The following is an 18,424-nucleotide window of genomic DNA, read 5'->3' on the forward strand; positions in this document are numbered from 1 at the left end:
GGAGCTCAATGAAGCAACGCGTAGACGAGGGCGTTGACGTTGATTTGACGGGCTTGCTTGATTTCCGCGCCACCGCAGCAACAGCAGCCGGGGGCGTTGTGAACGTCGTTGAGGCCCTCGGGGGAATAGAGGAGTGCGAGGCGCCCATTGAGGATGAGTCCCTGGAGTTTGACGGACTTGGTGTGGGTGGCGATTTCCGTGATGGGGTAGACCGTCGAGAAGACCTCGTGGTTCATTTCGAGGGGGGTGAATTCGACATCAGGAAGTGCGGCAGGGATTTCCCGCTGGAAGGCACGATTCCACTGGGCGTCGGAGCATCCAGGACTGGCGAGGATGAAGCCGCCGTTTTCAAGGTAGCGTCGGAGATGGGTTCGTTCGGCTTCGGAGAGTTTGAAGTCGCCTTCTCCCGTGAAGACGCACAAGGGAGTTTGGAACACGCTGGGTTCGGCAAGGGGGATGCGAATGAATTTGGGCGCAATCTCGATGCCGGTTTCTTTTGCGGCGTCGCTGAGGAAGGTTTCGGCGAAACAGACGGAGGTTTGGTTTTTGCCGTAGGTGAGGTTCCCGCATTCGACGAGATTGGGGTCCTTCGCGTGGGCGAGGAGTGACGAGGCGAGGAGAGCAAGGAGGTATTTCATGGCGATTCGGGCGTAGTGAGTCGTTGGAAATAGGCGTCGGCAATCGCCTCATATTGTTGGAGGAGCGAGGCGGTCTGGGGGGTATCGGTGCGTCGGGAAGAGCGCAGGGTTTCGGGAGCGGGAGCGGAGCCTTCGACTTGGGCCTCGTGGCCGGTCCCGAGGCCTCCACCTCCACCGATGCCGGCCATGCGGCGGGCGATGTCGCCAGATCGGAAGCTCTCGCCCCCCAACATCATGGAGGGGATTCCGGGAATCATGCTTTGCGACTGCATGCCACCGAGCCCGATGCCGGACGAGCCGGATGCTTGACCCATGTTGGGTGGAGAAAAGCGCAGGGACTGGAGCATTTGCTGGAAGTTCTGGCCCGGTTGGAGGCCGAGTGCCTGCAGCAGGGATGCCAGGGTGCGTTCCCCGTCTTGTTGGCCTGAGTCGCCTGGACCTTTCAGGAGATTCTCCAGTTCTTGGGCGAGATGGCCGGCTTGGCGATGGGCCTTGGACGCATCGCCCTCGAGCATTTCTCCCGCCGCGTCGCGAGCTTGGCCTGGCAGGCCACGGGCTCCCATTTGATCTGCAAGGTTTCTGGCGGCATCGGCGATGTCGCCGAGGTCCTCACCGAGTTGATCGGCATCTTGGCGAAGTTTCTTTTCGAGTTGATCGAGTCGCTGTCCGAGTTGGCGTTGCGCGTGGGCGAGATCTCGTAGGGCCGCTTTGTCTTCGGGAGTGAGAGGCTGACCGTGATCGACAGCGGCCGTTTGGTCAGAGAGCTGGCGTTGTTGATCGGCGAGATCGCGCAGTTGGTTGAAGTTTTTCAGGAGTTCGTGGAAGGCGGCGAGATCTTCAAGAGGTTCGCGCACTTGTTCTTCGGCGGTTTGCTGCTCGCCACCGAGGCGCTCCCATTGTTGGTGGGCAGCTTTTTCTAAGAGATCGGCTTCGCGATCAGGTTGGGGAGAGCCGGTCGCGGAGGAACCGAGGATGTCTTCAAGATCGCGACGGTTGTCGGCCACGGAGGCTTCGATGGCATCGGCGCGTTCGGCGAGGCGCTCACCGAGTTCTTGTTCGAAGTCATAGACGGGATTCTCGCGGGCGACGTGGCGGAAATCTTCAGCGAGGGCTTCCAGTTTCTGGTTGAGACTGCGTTGGCGCTCGTAGGCAGCGGCGAGGGATGCGCCGACTTCATCGGCGGGCAGGTCGGCGGTGGAAGCGAAAGCCTTTTCGATTTCCTGTTGTTCTTCGATGGCGGCGCGAAGGCGATCGAGCACTTCTTCATATTTGCCGGCAATCAGGCCGACATCGGCCTCGCGACGGAGGTATTCGTTGTATTCGTCCTCGGTGATGAGGGTGAGGGTGCGCGTTTCCGTGCGGGTGAGGTGGGGATCGGGAGCGCCATCGAGGGCATCGGCAAATACCGTCAGAACGCGTCCAGCGCGCAGGCCGAGGGCGGGAAGGTCCAAGGTGCGCATGAGGGAGTGTCGGAGTTCTCCGGGGGGATCGAAGCGGGCGAGTTCGGGTTCCGTGAAGTGGCCGTCGACGGCATGGTGGAGGCGCATGGAGCGCAGGCCGAGGTCGTCGGCCGCATCGGCGGCGAGAACGAGAGTCATGGTTTCGACCACGAAGGTGTTCTCGGTGGGAAATCGCAGGTTCACGGCAGGTGCGGCATCCTGCGTGACGGTGATGGAGGTGCTGGCGGTTTCCTGACCGGGACGCCCCTCAGGGTCCTCGACCGAGAAAACGAGGCGTCCCGAGGAGGTGGCGGTTAGGTCGCCCTCGACGGTTTCGGGGGCGTCGGGGACGGGAGTGAGGGGGATCTCCAGAGCCTCGCGGCCCGGGATTTCATAGAGGACTCGTCCACGTCCGAGCGGGCGGTTGGAGCGGAGTCGAAAGCGGAGTTCGGTCCCTTGCAACGCACGCAGACCTTGAAAGCGGAAGGGCATCGATTGGGAGGGCTGACCGGTGTATTCCGGTGGCGTCAGGGTGAGTTCGGCGGAGTCGATGCGAGGTTCGAGGCGCACTTCGATGTGTCGCTGGGTGCTCAGGGAGGCTTGGTCGGCGGTGTGGACGTAGAGGGCCAGGGGTTGCCGAACGTCTTCGATGTGCGCGGTGAATTGTCGGCCATCCTGCGAGACGAGCGGCAGGGTGAAAAGGATCTCTCCGGAGGGATCCAAGGCTGTGGCGAAGAGCTCTTTCGGGCGATGTCCGGAAGCGATGGCGAGCAGATCGAAGCCATCGCGATAGTCGACCGTGAAGCCATCCCTATCGGGAACTGCGATGGCGAGTTGGGTGAAGGAAAGGGGAGGGTGGTCTCCGTGGGGGTCGAGGAACCGAGCCCATTCGCGGCGGGCGGGTTCTCCGGCGAGTCCGGTGAGCAGGGCGATGGCGGCGGGGAGGTAAGCCGCGCGGAGAAAAAGGAGGGGAAGACGAGGGGTGCGGAGGGCGATGGGGAGTTGGCGAATGGGCAGATCGCGGGCGGCATCGTCCATGGCCCGGCGGGCGAGGCTGCGGGTAAGTTCCGGAGTCGAAGGATCGGTCGCCTGTTTTTCGAGCTGGAGAAGATTGATGAGCCGGGAGTCGAGCTCGGGAAGCGTCTCCTCCAGAAGCCGGGCAGTTCGCAGGATCGGAGGTCGTCGCAGGAGCGCGATGGCGATTCCACTCAGGGCCAGAACGAGAGCAAGGCCGGCAAAGGCGTTGCGGATGATGGCACGGGTACCTGCTGGAAGGTGAAGCAGGATATCGACGACGATGGCCGCCAGCCCGAGGCCAATCAAGGCGGGCAGGAGTCCCAAGGCGATTCGCAGCACCCGGTGTCGGGTGTAAGTGCTGCCGGCTTGGGCGAGGGCTTGACGGAGGTCGTCGTTCATCGTGGGAAGGAATTCGGGAATCAGGAGAGGCCCCATTTGCGGCGGAAATACCAATCGAGGCCGAGGAGAAGGACGAGGAGAAGGAAGACGGGTGGTTGTGGCCAGAGGGGACGTAAGCGTTCGATGGGATCAGAGGCGCCGGTATCGATGAGGAGGGTTTTGAGGGTGGAAGCGACCTCATCCGTCCGCAAGAGGCGGCCACCGGACGATTTTGCGAGCGAGGTGAGATAGCCGGGGTCGACCGCCGTTTCGATGCGTTCCAGTTGCGTGCTGACACAAATGAAGCGGATGACCTTGGTGGTGCCATCCGGCAGGGAGGTGGTGGCCGTGTAGCGGCCGGGCGATTCGGGCGTGAAGGTCGCGCTCAGCAAGGCATTCGAGGCCTGGGGCGCCATGGCCAAACTGGTGAGTGGTCGATCCTCTTTGGAGAGGGTGATGTTGGGCGCTTCGGCGGGGAGTTGCGTGCCGGCAGCCTGCAGGGAGAAGGTGATGGAGTCTCCGAGAGGGATGTTGGCGGAATTGGCCGTGAAGCTGAAGCCTGAGAGTGGAGTGAGACCGCGGTTGGCGAGCAGCCAGAGGGTGGTTTGATCCCAGAAGCGATCGAAGGTGTTGTTGTCGAATTCGGTGCGTTCGTTGAAGACCCAGCGCCAGGTGTTGGCGAGGCCCATGGAGAGGGTTTGGCCCTTGCCGCAGCGGCGGTAGACGATGGCGGGTTCGTCTCCCTGGGTTTCGCCGAAGACGGTGGCGAGGGTTTTGGGTGAGGAGGTTCCGGGGCGGGTATCGAAGCGGAGTTGGTCGTCGTTGCGGCGCGCCTCGCGGAGGATGTCGAGTGGGGGAAACCCTTGGGTGGAGGTGAGGTCGAGGTTGACCTGATCGCGCAGGCCATCTCCCCAGGTGATGGGCTCGAGGTCATCGGCCGTGCCGGAGGGCCAGGCTTGGCCGCGGGTAAAGACCACGATGCCTTGGTGTTCGGTGACCCAAGATTGGAGGGCCGCGATGCCGGTTTGTCCAAGAACGCGCTCGCAGTTCTGTCCGAGCAGGACCATGTGGTAGTTTTCGAAATCTTCGGCGCGGGAGGGCGGTTTCAGTTCATCGGTGGGCTTTTCCGCGTCGGAGCGGATGGCGCGAATGCGGCCATTGGAAAAGGCGACAAGGGAGTCGATCTCGAACTTGTCATTGCGGGTGATGGAGCGTCGCAGAAAGGTGCTGTCCCAATAGGGATTGCCTTCGATTTCGAGGACCCGAAGGAGGTCGTCGACGATGTTGAGGTAGGTGGTGGCGGAGTTGTTGGAGGCTTCCTTTTCTCCGCGCATGGGTCGCACGCGGAGGGTGTAGCCAAATTGACCGGCTTGTTCTTCGGTGACGGGAAACTGGACGTCGATGAAGGTTTCTCCGCCCGGGTCGACGGTGCGGGTGGAGATGAGTTCTTCTTCGCGGTAGAGGTCGATGGTTAACGCTTGGTGGGAGAATCCCTGGGCCCGCAAGGTGGCGGTGAGGTAGGTGGTTTGGCCGACAAAGGTGTAGGGATGGTAGGAGGCGATGCGGATGGAGACATCGGGAGAGGTCTCGGGGGTGCCGATGGGAATCGGGAAGATGGGCAGGTTGCGATCACGGGCGATGCGGGCGGTTCGGGTGGCGGGTTCGCCTTCGAGATCGTGGCCGTCGGTGAGCAGGAGCAAGGCGGTAGGCGGGGGATTGAAGGTGCCTTCGAGGATGCGTTCGATCGAGCTGTGAAAGTGAGTCTCGGGACCGGAAGCATTGGCGATTTCGGTGAGTGCGCTGGGGCGGATGGGTCGGGAAGTTTCGTGAAACACGAAAAGGTTGACCGGAGTGCCTGCGGCGGCGGGGAGGATTACTTGGTCGAGGCATTCGCGTGCGGCATCGAGACGGCTGGCTCCATCGGCATCAGGGGTATCCATGGAAGCGGAGGTGTCGACGGCGACGAGGAGGGAGCGTTGGCGGGCTGGCGGCTGAAGGGATTCCCGCCGGGAGGGCTGGAGGAGCAGGGCGAGAAGTCCGACCACGCCCAGAAGTCGCATCGTGGTGAGAAAGCCCGCGCGCAGGCGGCCCAAGCGACGGTTGGCGCGGATGGCACAAGAAAGGGTGATTCCGACCGCCATGATGGCGATGATCACGATCCATGGGATGGGAAGAATGGCGTCCCAGGTCATGCGGTTTTGGGGGTAGTGATGCGCAGGATGATCGATTCGATCGCGAGCAGCAGGAGGGTGAGCAGGACAAACCCGTGGAAGATTGGGCGGCCGTTGAGCGCGTCGGAGAAATCGCCACGGGCTTCAAGGGTCGATGCTTCGGCCGCTCCCTGGCCGCTGGCTCGATCGGGAAGCATGCTCGGATCGAGGCTGCGGAGGTCGGATTCGACGGGGTCGGAGTTGACGGCAAAGGCGAGCAGGGTTTGGCCAACAGCACCGGTGATGGTGTAGAAGCCGGTGCGATCGGGAGTGAAAGTGAGCGAGGTGCGTTCGCCCTCAAGGCGGGTGAGATAGGGGGCGTTGTTGTTGTCGGGTCCGGTCATTTCGCGGCCGGCGATGTCACTGGTCCAAGCATCGGCGTGCAGGCTGTCGCCGGGGAGATGGCGGTCTTGGGCGAGTGCGCCGGAGGTGTCGAGACGACGCAGCATTTCGTGAATCCAGGCAGGAAAGAGCCGTTGGCGGGCAAGGTTGGACGCTTCCTCCGCAAGGGAGAAGTTGCAGACCAGCAGAGTGCCCAGTCCGGCCTGAACTTCGACCATTGCAGGGGTGCCATCGGCAAAGCTGAGCAGCACCTTTCCGACGCCTTCATCGGCGGCACGCTGGACTTCGTAAAACTCGAGCAACCCCAGATTTTGACGCCGTTCTCCGGCAAACAAACGGAGGAATCTCGAGTCAAAATCGCCGCGAGCGAGCTGCAGAGCCCCCTCGGGCATATGCTGGCGATCGTAGCGGCCGGCGAGCCGCAGCGGCGAGGAGATGCCAAGGGCGTGGGACAGGCCGACAAGGTTTTCGGATGCTGCTGGGCCGTCGAGAAACCAAACGATGCCGCCTCCGCCACGGATTTGCCCCGCCAGAATTCCAAGTGCTTCCTCCTGCAATGCGGGCAATTCGGCGGCGATGATGTGAGTGGCAGCTCCCAGCGCCGTGGCAGTGAGCTCGTCCGGTGAGAGCAAGCGGGGGCGGTAGGCCCCTTCGCCGGGTCCGTAGGGATTCACGGCTGTGGCGAGGAACAAGGCTGGCTTCGGGGCATCAAGGGTGGCCGCGGCAGGTGTGAGGATGCCAATTTCCTGCTGATCGCCGGCCTGGATCACGAGACGACGAGTGTTGTCTAGAGGAAGGTCGTCATCGGGCAGGGAGACGAGCAGGAGCTGGGGACCCACGGCGGGGACATTGAGGGCCATGGACACCTCAGTTTCACCCCAAGCTGGCAGTGAGATTTCCTCTTCGGTGGTGGGGCCGTCGAGGAATCGACCCTCGATTTTCCCCTGCCAGGCATCGGCGGAATAGTTGGCCACTCGAGCGGTCCATTCGAAGGGAGCCCCTGCGACGGCATCGGAGGCGAGAGGCTCGAGATCAAGGATGGCGCGATTGGGGCGATCGGCATGTTCCGTGGTGGGGACAAAGATGAGGCGCGAACCGGTGGGTAGGGTATCGAAGGCGGCATCGGCCCAGTTCTTTCGTTGGAAGTCGGAAAAGAAAATGACATCGGGCGGATGCGGGAGGCCCTCGCTGAGTGTCGCGGCTAAGGCGCAGGCCCCGAGCAGATCGGCACTCGTGGCGGGGAGCGGAGCGTCTTCCAGAAAATCGAGGGCGGCCCGGCGATGATCGGTGAAATCGGGAAACACTGCTTGGGGGGAGCGGCCCGCGAGGATCAATTGGAAGCGGTCTTGTGGTCCGAGTGAGGCGAGCAGGCGTCGAACTTCTCCGATGGCCCGAGAGCGAGCGCTGGCTCCTCTTTCCGCGGCGGTCATCGACAGCGAGTGGTCGACGATGAGGAGGACTCGGCGGCCCCCCGTTGAGTCGGCGGGTGAGGAATGTCCGATGACCGGCAAGAGGAAGGCCAACAGCAGGGCGAGCAGGGCGAGCGTGCGAAGGATCAACAGCACGAGGTGCCGCCACTTGAACCACCGCGAGCGCCCCGTCATGGTTCGTTTGAGGTCCTCAATGGAGGAGAAAGGAAACTTCTTGGGAAACCGGCGACTCAGCCAGTGGATGAGCGCCGGGACGCCCACCAAGAGGCCAAAGGGGACCAGAAAGCCGGGTTGGAGAAAGTGCATCAGAGGGTATTCCATTGACGGAAGCCGAGGTAGGCCTCGATGGCTTCCTGATAGGGCCGTTCGGTCCGCAGCACGGCGAAATCGATGCCGCGGTCCAAGGAACCTCGGCGCAGGATCTCGGTTCGGTGGGCGACGTGTTTTTCGAACCGATGGCGGATTTCAGCAGGTTCGACCTGGATCTCTTCATGGGTTTCCATGTCGATGAAGCGCGCCAAAGGGATATCGGGCAGGGTTCGCTCGGCAGGATCGGAAAGCTGAAGCAGGAGGATTTCGTGACCCCGGTGCAACAGCGGGCCCAGCGCTGTCAGAACCGCTTCCGGGTCTTCGCCGAGGAAGTCGGAAAGAAGGACGACACGTCCTCGTGGCTTGAGAAGGGGAATGGTCGCGGCCAGGGAGTCGGCGATCCGAGTCGGTCCGCTCGCACCATAGGCGGGCGTCACGAGGCTGCGCAGCATTTGGTGGAAATGGCGTTGGGTGCCTCCCGCCGGCAGGTGGTGCCGGACGACATCATTGAAGAGAGTGAGTGAGGTTTTGTCGCCTTGACGAATCATCAGGTAGGCCAAGGCGGCGGCAGTGCGAGCAGCCCGGAGGGCCTTGGCGTCGTTGCCGGGGGTGCCGAATCGCATCGAGCCGGAAGTATCGACGACAAGATGAACGGTCATGTCCGAGAGTTCCTCGAAGCGGCGGAGGTAGAGCCGAAGTGAGCGACCGTATAGCCGCCAGTCGATGCCCGAAGTGGGGAGCCCCGGCACGTATCGGGTGAATTCAGCAAATTCTCCCCCGGTGCCCAATTCGGCGGACTTGTGGCGGCCGGCGAAGCGGCTTTCCACCGTGGTGCGGGCAAAGGCGACCAAATGACGGTAGCGATCGAGCGACTCCGGAGTGACCAATCCGGCCGCCAACCGAGCGCGTTGCTGGTCGGTGTCGTGTGCGGATCCTGGTGACGGGAGGGGTGCCATCAGTAGCGGGGTTCGGGGACTTCATTCACGATCGCGGCAGCGAGCCGCGAGGCCTTGAGACCTTCACCGGTGGCGCGATAGTTGGGCACGATCCGGTGGGCGAGGACGGAGGTGGCGACGGCCCGAAGATCGGAGCATGCCGGTGCGGCTCGTCCCTGGAGGAGGGCCATGGCTTTTGCCCCAAGCACCAGGTATTGGGAGGCCCGGGGACCCGCGCCCCACTCGAGATAGTTCACCGCCGTGGGTGAGGGGCTGTCCTCGCCGGGCCGAGTCGCCTTGGCGATATCGACAGCGTAGGCGAGCACGTGGTCGGCCACGGGCATGGCGCGTACCAGCTTTTGCATGGCTCTTACCTCCGCGGGACCGACCGCAGGTTGGAGTTCGGGGAAGTCACCAATGGTGGTGCGGCGGACGACTTCGATTTCTTCCTGGCGATTCGGGTAGCCGAGGTCGAGGGAGAACATGAAGCGATCCAACTGAGCCTCGGGTAGCGGATAGGTTCCTTCGTGTTCGATGGGATTCTGTGTGGCGACGACGAGAAAAGGGTTGGGTAGCTCATGGGTTTCCCCTGCCAATGTCACTCGGCGTTCCTGCATGGCTTCCAGCAGTGCGGCCTGGGTCTTTGGGGGGGTGCGGTTGATTTCGTCGGCCAGTACGAGATTCGCAAACACCGGCCCGCGACGGTATTCAAATTCCATTCGCCCCTGCACTTCATGAATGACTTCGGATCCCAAGATGTCGGCAGGCATCAGGTCGGGAGTGAATTGGATGCGGCTGAAGTCGAGACCCAGGACTCGTGCGATCGATTGGACCAGCAGGGTCTTTGCGAGACCGGGAACCCCGATCAGCAAGCAGTGGCCTCGGGCGAGGATCGAGGCCATCAGCGCAGCAACGATGGCTTCTTGGCCGACGATGGCACGGGAAAGCTCTGTGGTGATCCGCTGCGCGGCATCGCGAGCGGTTTCAAGGGATGATTCGGATTCCGTCAGCATGACCCATCAAAAAAAGGTTGCCATGCTATAAGCGGGAATGAGGAGAATATGTTAGTAAAAAACCGAAGCTCTTTTGGAATTCACGGAATCTTCATCCAAGCGAGAACGGCCAGATCGCCGTGATCTTTTGGGTCATGAGGAACTTGAGCGCTTGGATCCACATTGGGACTTCGGGGTGAAGAAAGTCGCCTTTCGGATGGGGCTCAACATGATTCAGATGGAGCTAGGAGGACTGTTCTCGAGGCGGAAGAAGAGAATGCCGAAAGAGTTCGGTAGCAGGCTCAGACCTGGAGGAAAATGAGGGTGAGATTGAGATTGAGGCAAGGGATCTCTTTGAGTGGAATCTCGCCGCGATGACGGGCTGGGCGGATTCCGACGCCCAGATAGCCGGGAGATGTTTCAAGTTGCGGGAGGGAGTGTGCTGAAGTCCTCCAAGCTGATGGCCGACTTCGCGAGCAGCTTCGTGCGGATTCTTTTTGAGGATTTGGGGCGGGGCCATCCTGATCAGGCGCTGAAGGAGATCCTGGGTGCGGGCGCCAAGAAGTGATGACGAATGGCTCATTTCACCACGGTTCACGAATCCTGTGAATCTCCCACTTTTGGAAGCCTGACAGCGGGCAGATCTCGTTTGAGAAAAGCGGCGGATCCGCTCTCCGAAGAGGAGGATGGGGAGAAGTGGCGTTGTTTACTTGGGGGCCGAAAGGAGCTCCTCAGCGAGGTATTGGCCGCGCTCGGGATTGTCTTGGTAGAAGACAAGACGGAGAGGCTTGAATTTAAGACCCGTTGAGTTTGGGTCATGCCGATCAGGATTTTCTCAAGGTGCATGTTGGATATGTTTGATAGCGGTTCGATTTCCGAGGCGTCGGCGACCAGTGAGGCGCCGATCGCGTTTGATCACTCAGCGCGGAGGTCGCGTCTGCGAGCCCTGATGGCCGAAGTTTCGGGGACTTGCCCGATGGAGGCGATGGCGATCTGTGATCCCTTGGATGTAGGTTACTTCAGCGGAGTGCGCGAAGGGGTTTCATGGCTGGTGGTGGGGCCTGAGGGTGGGTTTGCCGTGACTCGGCACATGCTGGTGCGGGAAGTGATGGAGGAAATTGGGGACTTTGATGTGTTGCTGCCCAGTGAGCGTTCGACCGACGCGGTGAAGTTGGAGGCATTCGTCGTGGCAGAGATGAAGCGTCGAGGGATCCGATCGGTGGCGGTGGATACCGGGCGGATGGGAGCCGGAACCTTCCTGCGGTTTCAAGAGGCTGCGGCGGAGATGGGCTTGGAAGTGGGTCGAGGAGAGCGCTGGATCGAGGGTCTGCGGCAGTGCAAAGAACCGATGGAACGGCAATGGATCGAGCGGTGCGTTGAAATTGCCGAAGAAGCGTTTCGAGGTCTGTTAGAGGAAGGTGCCGCGGGTTTGGTGGGGCGCTCGGAGCGAGAGCTGGCCCGAGAGTTGGAGAATCGGATGATCGGGCTGGGCGCGGATCGGCAAGGGTTTCCGGAAACTGGGATCATCGTGGCAAGTGGCCCTCACAGTGCGAGTGCGCACCACACGCCAGGGAGCCGAATGGCCGCATGGGGTGAGGCACTTTTGATCGATTGGGGCGCGGAATTGGGAGGCTATCGCAGTGACCTGACACGCACTCTTTATCTCGGGTCCGTTCCGGAGTATGCGCGAAAGGCCCACCCGGTGGTGGAGGCTGCATTGCATGCCGCTGAAAAGGTTTTGAGGCCGGGTGCCGAAATGGGTTGGATCGATGCTGCAGCACGGGAAACGGTCATGGCCGCGGGTTATCCCGAGTTCCATTATGGTGTCGGGCACGGGGTCGGACTGGCCATCCATGAGGGACCGTGGTTGCGGGCTCACTCCCGAGAAATTCTTGAGTCTGGGATGATCACCACCGTGGAGCCGGGAGTATATCTGGCGGACATAGGTGGCATCCGTCTCGAAGGAATGTTCGCGGTGGGAGCCGATTCGGTGGACCGCTTGGACCGGTTGCCGACGGACTTGGCGGCGATGGTGATCGAATAGTGACGATCAGGATCGATTGCCGTTGCTCAAGGAATCCCCCGGAGAGAATTCAGGGAGGATGGGGACGTCTTGAGTTTTGGAAACGCTGGCGTCGAGTTGCTTGAGAAGGAGGGAGCCGATCTGTTTGCCCATTTTTTGTCCATCGAATCGATAGTGGGCAAGGCTGGGTACGGTGGCTTCGAGGATCGGATCGTCCCAACCGATCAGGAACTCCATTTGCCCAGGAACGGTGATTCCGGCCCCCATGGCGTGACAGAGGGCAGTGACGCCATCTTCTGGGCAGGTCAAATAGCAGACAGTTGGGCTCGGGCGAGAGGCAATGACGGAGCTGACCATGCGACAGATCGAATGGGGATTGTCATCATACTCCACCAACTGCACTTCAGCGCCGAGTTCTCGTGCGGTGGCTCCAAAGACCGCACCTGCCAGGCGGTCGCCGAGGCTGGTGTGACGCGCCATCAGGTGGGCAATCCGACGGTGTCCCCGGGAAACGAGGAGGCCAGCGGCGTGACGTGCGACCGCTTCGATATCAGGATAGACGCAGGAGAGTCCGAGGTCTTGATGACGGCGACCGGCGAGGATGCAGGGCGTTTTGCGTTGAGCAAACCATTCCTGCATGGGTGCGGTGGAGAAAAAGAGAACCCAACCCGCGGTTTCGGGAAGTTGCACCAGATGTTCGAGCTCTTTGGGACGGTGGCTTTCGAAGAGCTGCGGGCGGCTTTCGAACTCGACTCGGAAATCCCGGGTAGCGACGCGCTGAGAAAGGCCTTCAAGAATCGCATGGGAGATAGCTCCCATTTTCCATGAGGAGAAAGGGGCCAGGACGCGCACGACGCGACCGGTGGTGGAACGGCGAGCTTCTACAAAATCCGTCGCGATGCGATGACGGATTCCGCGACCTCCTTCCAGCAAGATCCCTTCATCGAGAAGTTCCTGAAGGGCTCTTCGCAAGGTGACCCGACTGACTTGGAAAGTACGGCAAAGGGCGGACTCGCTAGGGAGTTGGGATTGCCATTCCCCGTTGGCAATGCGTTCTCGAATGCACCGTGCCGCCTGCTCAGAAAGAAGTGTCCGGACAGGAATGCGCGATGGATCGTTGGCGGGCATGGCAACTGAGGTTGAGGAATAGGTCGCTCCGTTGGCGAGACGATGGGACAGACGCCCAAGCGTCCCTCTCTTTTGGACAAGTCCTACCGGAAGACAAGAACAAGCGAGAGGGTCCAGGGTGGTCGGAGATGAGACTTCTTCCGGTTGAAGGGTGGACGCCACACGTTGGTGTCCTGTTAGATCCATGATGGGGTCTTCCCAAGTCGACTGACGGTAAAGGGGTGCGGGAAACTTGCTCCGGGGAAATTCACAGCCGTCGAGAGTAGGGATCCGGCACGGGGGCGGAGGTGGCGGGGGCGATTTGTTTCAGTAGAAGACAAGCTGGGAAAGGGATCGGAGGTTCCTCCAACCCAAGCCTCCGTGCTAATCGACAAGACGCTGAGGAATGGGAGCCTCTCGTTGCCGAATGGAGCATCAGGAAGGCGTCAAATTCCCAGAGCAAGAACATACGATTCCAGTGATATGAAGAAAACGATTCGATGCTTCCTGGGTTTGAGCGGGGTCTTGGCGATGATGCCGGCAATGGGTGCGAATGTGATTGTCGATTCCGGGTTTGAAGTGACCACGGCGGGAATCCTTCCGGATAGTGGGGGCAGCAATGTTTGGTCGGCCTTTCAGGGAGGGTTTTCCGGCAGCTTGGCAGTTCAGGAAACGATCAAGCTGAGCGGTGCGCAGGCTCTGGAGATCACGACCGCCAATGAGTTTGCGATCATCTACACCAACACGGGATTGAACTTGGCCGCCTCGGAAGTGGAGGGCATGACCTGGAGCTACAGTTTCTGGGTGTATACGGACGGGGTGGGCGACGGTCAGTTCGACTATCAGATCCTGGTTTCGAATGAGCTAAACCAAGACGCGGGAGGAGCGAGTGGGACGATCACCGTGGGCGGTCTGACACCGAACACCTGGACGGAGATCAGTGGAGATTTTGTGGCCGCGGATGGAGATCCCGACAAGAACCGGATGAAGTTCAACTTCACCGGATTTAGCGGGAGTTCGACCTTCTACGTCGACGATGTGAGTTTGAGCACGGTGCCCGAGCCGGGCGCTGCCGGGATGCTGGCTGCCGCCCTGTTCGGTTGGGCAGGGTTCCGTCGTCGTCATCGGCGGTGAGTGGGGACGTCCGCCAGAGGGTCGCGCGCTTCCCCGGCTTAGGGGAGATCAAGGAAGGACGAGGGAGAAGCTCCTCGGAAGGAGCTCTTCCATCGAAGTTTTGAAGTAAAAACCAAGAACTTTGGCACAAGGCCAAACAAAAAGAACTCAACGAATGAATGCATTCCAATCCTTGTCTCTGTGGGGACGAATGAAAAGGGGCCGATGGGTCGGTCACGGGCTGACGGCATCAATGATGGTCGGGCTGGTGCATGCCAAGCAGATCAGTGTGAACTATGAGAAGGCGTCTTCGACGCCGCCGCTGGCTGCGACGGATTCGGTCGGGGCGATTCCGGCGCTGAACTGGAACAATGTGGTGGATCTCAATCACGCGATCACCTTCGTGGACAACACGGGGGCGGCGACTGCCCTGACGGTGGCCTTGTCGGCGGGATACATGGATTCCTGGAATACCAACTTCAACGCGAACGAGAATTTGTTTGGTGATAAGGTGGTGATGGGAGTCGATCCTCAGACTCTGACGCTGACAGGGGTTCCCTATGCATCGTACGATGTGATCGTGTATTTGAGCAGTTGGGGAAGTGAAGTGGTTGATTTCAGCCTGGATGGCGGGACAACGGTGGTGGCGACCTTGAGCAACTCTTATAATCCTAATAATTTCTCGGACGGAGATGAGTTCACCGAGGGGGACACTTACATTCGCCTCACGGGTCTGACAGGAGATGTGGTGGTCACCATGGATGCGACGAGCGATGAGTTGCACCTTGCTGGCTTTCAAATTGTCGAGTCGGTCGACGGGGATGCGGATTTCGATGGATTGCCCGACGGGTGGGAGTTGTCTTGGCCTGAGGTGTTGGATTTGACGGATTTGACGGGGCTCCTGAGCGGACCTGGTCCGGGATTTGGTACCGGCGACTTTGACGGGGACCTCGATTCCGACCTTGAGGAATATACTGCGGGTACGGATCCCACGGATGCTCAGTCTTTCGTGGATACCGACGACGATGGATTGTCCGATAAGTGGGAGGTCAGTTGGGTTGGGAATCTGACGGACCTGGATGGGACGTTGACGGCGGGTTCCGGTCCGGGCAGTGGAACGGGGGACTACGATGGAGATGGTTTCAGTGACCTTGAGGAGTTCGAAGCCGCCTTTTCTTCAGATCCGACGAATGCGGCATCGACGCCAATCGACAGCGATGCCGACGGCCTGTCGGATGCCTGGGAAGACGAGTACTTTTTCGGAATCGACTTCACCACCGGTGATGAAGATTACGATGGCGACTACGACACGAATGCGGAGGAAGAAATGGCGGGGACTGATCCGACCGACGCGGATTCATTTGTCGACAGTGATTCGGATGGTTTGGGTGATGGGTGGGAGCTGGCATTTGCGGGCAACCTGACGGACCTGACCGGCTTGCTGCCCGCGGGCTCCGGTCCGGGTTCGGGCACGGGAGATTTCGATGGGGATGGCTACAGCGATCTGGAGGAATTCCAGTTCGATCCGAAGCTGGACCCCACCTCGGAGGTCTCGACGCCTCTGGATACCGATGCGGATGGTCTGACGGATTCTTGGGAAGAGACGTATTTCTTCTATATTGGCGCGACGACGGGCGACGAGGATTCCGATGGGGATTTCGATACGAATGCGGCGGAGGAAGCGGCGGGTACGGACCCGACCGATCCGGCATCGTTCGTGGACTCAGATGGCGACCAGATTGGAGATGGATGGGAAATGGCCGTTGCCGGCAATCTTGTGGATCTCGATGGGACTCTCGAAGCGGGTAGTGGCCCTGGATCTGGAACCGGCGATTTTGATGGCGATGGGTTCAGCGATTTTGAGGAATACTCAGCCGATCCCTTCTCGGATCCGACGCTGGCGGAATCGACCCCGACCGACACGGACGGTGATGGATTGGCGGACGCCTGGGAGTGGACCTACTTTGGAGGGATTGTCGCTGCAACTGGTGAAGACGATTCGGATGGCGACTACGACAGCAACCTTGCGGAGCAAGCTGCGGGCACGGACCCCACGGATCCGAGTGACTTTGTCGACGTCGACGGAGATGGGGTCGGCGACGGTTGGGAGATGGCCTATGTCGGGAATCTGACCGATCTCGATGGTTCCAAGGCAGCCGGCTCTGGACCGGGTGCAGGGACGGGTGACTGGGATGGTGACGGTGCGAGTGATCTGGATGAGTTTCGATATGGTACGGATCCCCTTTCGGGAGCTTCCATTCCCGTTCCAGTGATCAGCGTCAACTATGCGAAGGAGTCATCTACGCCTCAGTTGGCGATTTCGGATGTGGCGGGTGCGGTGCCGGTGTCGCGCTGGAACAATGTGATGGATCTTGATCACAATGTGACCTTCATGGACTCCGGTGGGCTGGCGACCTCCTTGGCGGTGGCTCTATCAGCAGGGGTGATGGATTCTTGGAATACGGTGGGGACTCCTGATGAAAATCTATTCAGCGACAAGGCTTGGATGGGTGCCGATCCACAGACTTTGACGCTTCAGGGGGTGCCGTATGGAACTTATGACCTCTACATCTACTTGAGCAGTTGGGGGAATGAAGTGGTCGAGTTCAGCCTTGATGGAGGTGCCACGGTAGCGGCCACATTGACCAATACCTTCACGCCGAATAATTTTGCTCCAGGTGATGAATATGTGGAAGGCGACACCTACGTGAAGTTGAGTGGTTTGTCGGGCAACGTGGTGGTGACGATGGATGCGACCAGCGATGAGCTTCATCTTGCGGGATTCCAGATTGTCCAGCTGACACCGGGAGAAGCCTCGACGTTTGCAGATTGGATTGCGGGATATCCGGGAGTGGGGTCGATGACGGGTTTCGAAGAAGATGCCGATGGGGACGGGTTGGCCAATGGTTTGGAGAATTTCTTCGGAACGGATCCAAGTGTGATGAGCCCTGGCCTTTTTGGATGTTCGCCTGCTTCGGGTGGCCTATCGTTCCATCACTATGAGAATGCGAGTGCTGCGACTGATGGAATGGCATCGTATGAGTGGAGTACCGACCTCACCACATGGTGGGCCGATGGTGCGAGCGATGGCGAGACGAGCGTCGATTTCGTATCCAGTGCCAATGACCCTGAGGTAGGAACCACCACGGTGAGTGCGACCGTTTCCGGGGTGGTGCCCGGGAAGGTCTTTGTGAGGGTCAAGGTGGTGCAGACCCAGTAGGAATCAGCAACGGTTTTTCCAGGACACCAGACATCGCTGCACTCGTGGGAGAGGGTTCTTCCTGCGGGTGCAGCGACTTGTTTTAGGGGTGATCGTCGAAACGCGAGGCCCACGAAGGACCGTTGTCTTGCGACTCTTGAAAATAGACGAATCATCTCACCGTGAAGAGGAGGGATGATGATCCTGCGGAAGAATTTCGCGATGGATCCGGGAACTCGGGAAATCAACCATCTCTGCGCAAACGCGGAATCAAAGACGTTCGGAAGTTTCGATTTCGGATCGAAGAAAGTGAGCGGCCGGTGCTGGTCTCCAATGAGCTGGTTGAAATAGGAAGCCAGCAGGATGGGGAGCTCGACGCTCCGGAATTCTGGGTCCCGGTCGGCTTCGACGGGGAGGCATACAAGATGGAAATGTGCGTTCCTCCGTTCCTATCCTTTTTTGGGAGGCCATTGCGCAATTCGAACGGGCCGCCATTGAGAGCGATGTCGAGACCAAGGATCAACTCAAGGACAGGAAAAAGAAAAAAGACGGACTTGCCGGGTTCGCAGGCAAGCTCAACGGCATGAGGTATGCCAAAGAGGTCGAGGCCAACGCGACGGTGCTCGCCGAATTTCGAGCCACCCGCCAGGACTTCGATGCCGATCCGAAGCTGTTGGTCATCGAGAACGGGACCGTCGATTTCGGATCGCTCCAGGTCGGAGAGCACGATCCCCGCGCAATGGCGACGGTCAAGGCAGGCTAGGTAGAACATCAATCTGCATTTGCTCGGCGGACGCGCTCAACTCTCTCGGTGGTGCTCCGCCGATCCTTGTCGATCGGATGTGAGAAGCCACATTCCTCTCCGTTTTTTTCATTCGGAGAGCGTCTCCAAATGCTACCAAATCTTAACATTCGCCGCCACCATTTGTCCCGGCCGCTCAAATGGAGATCAGGGCCTACTGATCTAGAAACGATACATTTGGTTCGTTCAAAGTTCTTCATCTGGAGGCAACCTCAAAACCGACGGGTCCTCGTATTTTCTGCCGAACCGTAGAGCCTGGGCATGATCGAAAGCATTCTGAATCAGCGGGAGGTTGCGCACATGCCTCTCTGAAACCGAGCCGACCAAAGCGTCGATGACTGTGGGATTTTCATCGTGGTCGAGCATGATGTTTCCTCGGTGGAGGTCAGACATCAGAAAGGAGGTCCCATCGACCCACAGCGCAACAACCACACGCCCTAGCCGCACGCGGCGGACCTCCACACCCCGCATGGCATTAATAGCTGCTTCT

General features: G+C 60.1%; 12 protein-coding genes. 4 read left to right on the forward strand and 8 right to left on the reverse strand.

What is annotated here, in order from left to right:
• Nucleotides 1-5 precede the first annotated feature (5 nt).
• From HNR46_RS08340 to HNR46_RS08365, 6 genes are read right to left on the reverse strand one after another with little or no spacing between them, the layout of a single operon-like run.
• Complete coding sequence (locus HNR46_RS08340; RefSeq protein ID WP_184017696.1) at nucleotides 6-638, reverse strand: DUF4159 domain-containing protein; 633 nt, start codon at nucleotides 636-638, stop codon at nucleotides 6-8.
• A complete protein-coding gene (locus HNR46_RS08345; protein ID WP_184017698.1) occupies nucleotides 635-3,493 on the reverse strand; it encodes a coiled-coil domain-containing protein in 2,859 nt (952 codons plus the stop codon). The genes HNR46_RS08340 and HNR46_RS08345 overlap by 4 nt, the downstream gene beginning before the upstream one ends.
• A gap of 20 nt (nucleotides 3,494-3,513) precedes the next feature.
• Complete coding sequence (locus HNR46_RS08350) at nucleotides 3,514-5,664, reverse strand: vWA domain-containing protein (RefSeq protein WP_184017700.1); 2,151 nt, start codon at nucleotides 5,662-5,664, stop codon at nucleotides 3,514-3,516.
• Complete coding sequence (locus tag HNR46_RS08355) at nucleotides 5,661-7,760, reverse strand: vWA domain-containing protein (protein ID WP_221285079.1); 2,100 nt, start codon at nucleotides 7,758-7,760, stop codon at nucleotides 5,661-5,663. The genes HNR46_RS08350 and HNR46_RS08355 overlap by 4 nt, the downstream gene beginning before the upstream one ends.
• Nucleotides 7,760-8,719, reverse strand: a complete 960-nt coding sequence (locus HNR46_RS08360; protein WP_184017704.1) for a DUF58 domain-containing protein — start codon at nucleotides 8,717-8,719, stop codon at nucleotides 7,760-7,762. Before HNR46_RS08360 ends, HNR46_RS08355 begins: the two co-directional genes overlap by 1 nt.
• Nucleotides 8,719-9,711 (reverse strand): AAA family ATPase, encoded by a 993-nt coding sequence (locus HNR46_RS08365; protein ID WP_184017706.1) that lies wholly within the window; start codon nucleotides 9,709-9,711, stop codon nucleotides 8,719-8,721. Before HNR46_RS08365 ends, HNR46_RS08360 begins: the two co-directional genes overlap by 1 nt.
• Nucleotides 9,712-10,534: 823 nt before the next feature.
• Here HNR46_RS08365 and HNR46_RS08370 point away from each other — a divergent pair.
• The gene (locus HNR46_RS08370; RefSeq protein WP_184017708.1) at nucleotides 10,535-11,734 is read left to right on the forward strand and encodes a M24 family metallopeptidase; all 1,200 of its coding nucleotides are present in this window, start codon (nucleotides 10,535-10,537) and stop codon (nucleotides 11,732-11,734) included.
• Between the two features lie 6 nt (nucleotides 11,735-11,740).
• Here HNR46_RS08370 and HNR46_RS08375 read toward each other — a convergent pair whose 3' ends face one another.
• Complete coding sequence (locus HNR46_RS08375) at nucleotides 11,741-12,841, reverse strand: substrate-binding domain-containing protein (RefSeq protein WP_184017710.1); 1,101 nt, start codon at nucleotides 12,839-12,841, stop codon at nucleotides 11,741-11,743.
• A gap of 462 nt (nucleotides 12,842-13,303) precedes the next feature.
• Here HNR46_RS08375 and HNR46_RS08380 point away from each other — a divergent pair, with 462 nt between their 5' ends.
• From HNR46_RS08380 to HNR46_RS08390, 3 genes are all read left to right on the forward strand, one after another.
• Nucleotides 13,304-13,954: a PEP-CTERM sorting domain-containing protein gene (locus tag HNR46_RS08380; RefSeq protein WP_184017712.1), complete on the forward strand. Its 651-nt coding sequence runs from the start codon at nucleotides 13,304-13,306 to the stop codon at nucleotides 13,952-13,954.
• A gap of 190 nt (nucleotides 13,955-14,144) precedes the next feature.
• Complete coding sequence (locus HNR46_RS08385; protein WP_184017714.1) at nucleotides 14,145-17,153, forward strand: hypothetical protein; 3,009 nt, start codon at nucleotides 14,145-14,147, stop codon at nucleotides 17,151-17,153.
• A gap of 412 nt (nucleotides 17,154-17,565) precedes the next feature.
• On the forward strand, nucleotides 17,566-17,895 hold the full coding sequence (locus HNR46_RS08390) for a hypothetical protein (protein WP_184017716.1): 330 nt from the start codon (nucleotides 17,566-17,568) through the stop codon (nucleotides 17,893-17,895).
• Nucleotides 17,896-18,120: 225 nt separating this feature from the next.
• Here HNR46_RS08390 and HNR46_RS20625 read toward each other — a convergent pair whose 3' ends face one another.
• Entirely contained in the window at nucleotides 18,121-18,327 is a 207-nt protein-coding gene (locus tag HNR46_RS20625) for a hypothetical protein (protein WP_221285080.1), read from the reverse strand.
• Between the last annotated feature and the right edge of the window lie 97 nt (nucleotides 18,328-18,424).

The organism is Haloferula luteola, assembly GCF_014201715.1.
Taxonomy (GTDB): domain Bacteria; phylum Verrucomicrobiota; class Verrucomicrobiia; order Verrucomicrobiales; family Akkermansiaceae; genus Haloferula; species Haloferula luteola.

What these genes read in the sequence shown, in the direction of transcription:
- HNR46_RS08370 (WP_184017708.1), top strand. Translation starts at nt 10,535, where the DNA reads ATGTTGGATATGTTTGATAGCGGTTCGATTTCCGAGGCGTCGGCGACC.
- HNR46_RS08385 (WP_184017714.1), top strand. Translation starts at nt 14,145, where the DNA reads ATGAAAAGGGGCCGATGGGTCGGTCACGGGCTGACGGCATCAATGATG.
- HNR46_RS08360 (WP_184017704.1), bottom strand. Translation starts at nt 8,719, where the DNA reads ATGGCACCCCTCCCGTCACCAGGATCCGCACACGACACCGACCAGCAA.
- HNR46_RS08340 (WP_184017696.1), bottom strand. Translation starts at nt 638, where the DNA reads ATGAAATACCTCCTTGCTCTCCTCGCCTCGTCACTCCTCGCCCACGCG.
- HNR46_RS08350 (WP_184017700.1), bottom strand. Translation starts at nt 5,664, where the DNA reads ATGACCTGGGACGCCATTCTTCCCATCCCATGGATCGTGATCATCGCC.
- HNR46_RS08380 (WP_184017712.1), top strand. Translation starts at nt 13,304, where the DNA reads ATGAAGAAAACGATTCGATGCTTCCTGGGTTTGAGCGGGGTCTTGGCG.
- HNR46_RS20625 (WP_221285080.1), bottom strand. Translation starts at nt 18,327, where the DNA reads ATGTCTGACCTCCACCGAGGAAACATCATGCTCGACCACGATGAAAAT.
- HNR46_RS08365 (WP_184017706.1), bottom strand. Translation starts at nt 9,711, where the DNA reads ATGCTGACGGAATCCGAATCATCCCTTGAAACCGCTCGCGATGCCGCG.
- HNR46_RS08345 (WP_184017698.1), bottom strand. Translation starts at nt 3,493, where the DNA reads ATGAACGACGACCTCCGTCAAGCCCTCGCCCAAGCCGGCAGCACTTAC.
- HNR46_RS08375 (WP_184017710.1), bottom strand. Translation starts at nt 12,841, where the DNA reads ATGCCCGCCAACGATCCATCGCGCATTCCTGTCCGGACACTTCTTTCT.
- HNR46_RS08355 (WP_221285079.1), bottom strand. Translation starts at nt 7,760, where the DNA reads ATGCACTTTCTCCAACCCGGCTTTCTGGTCCCCTTTGGCCTCTTGGTG.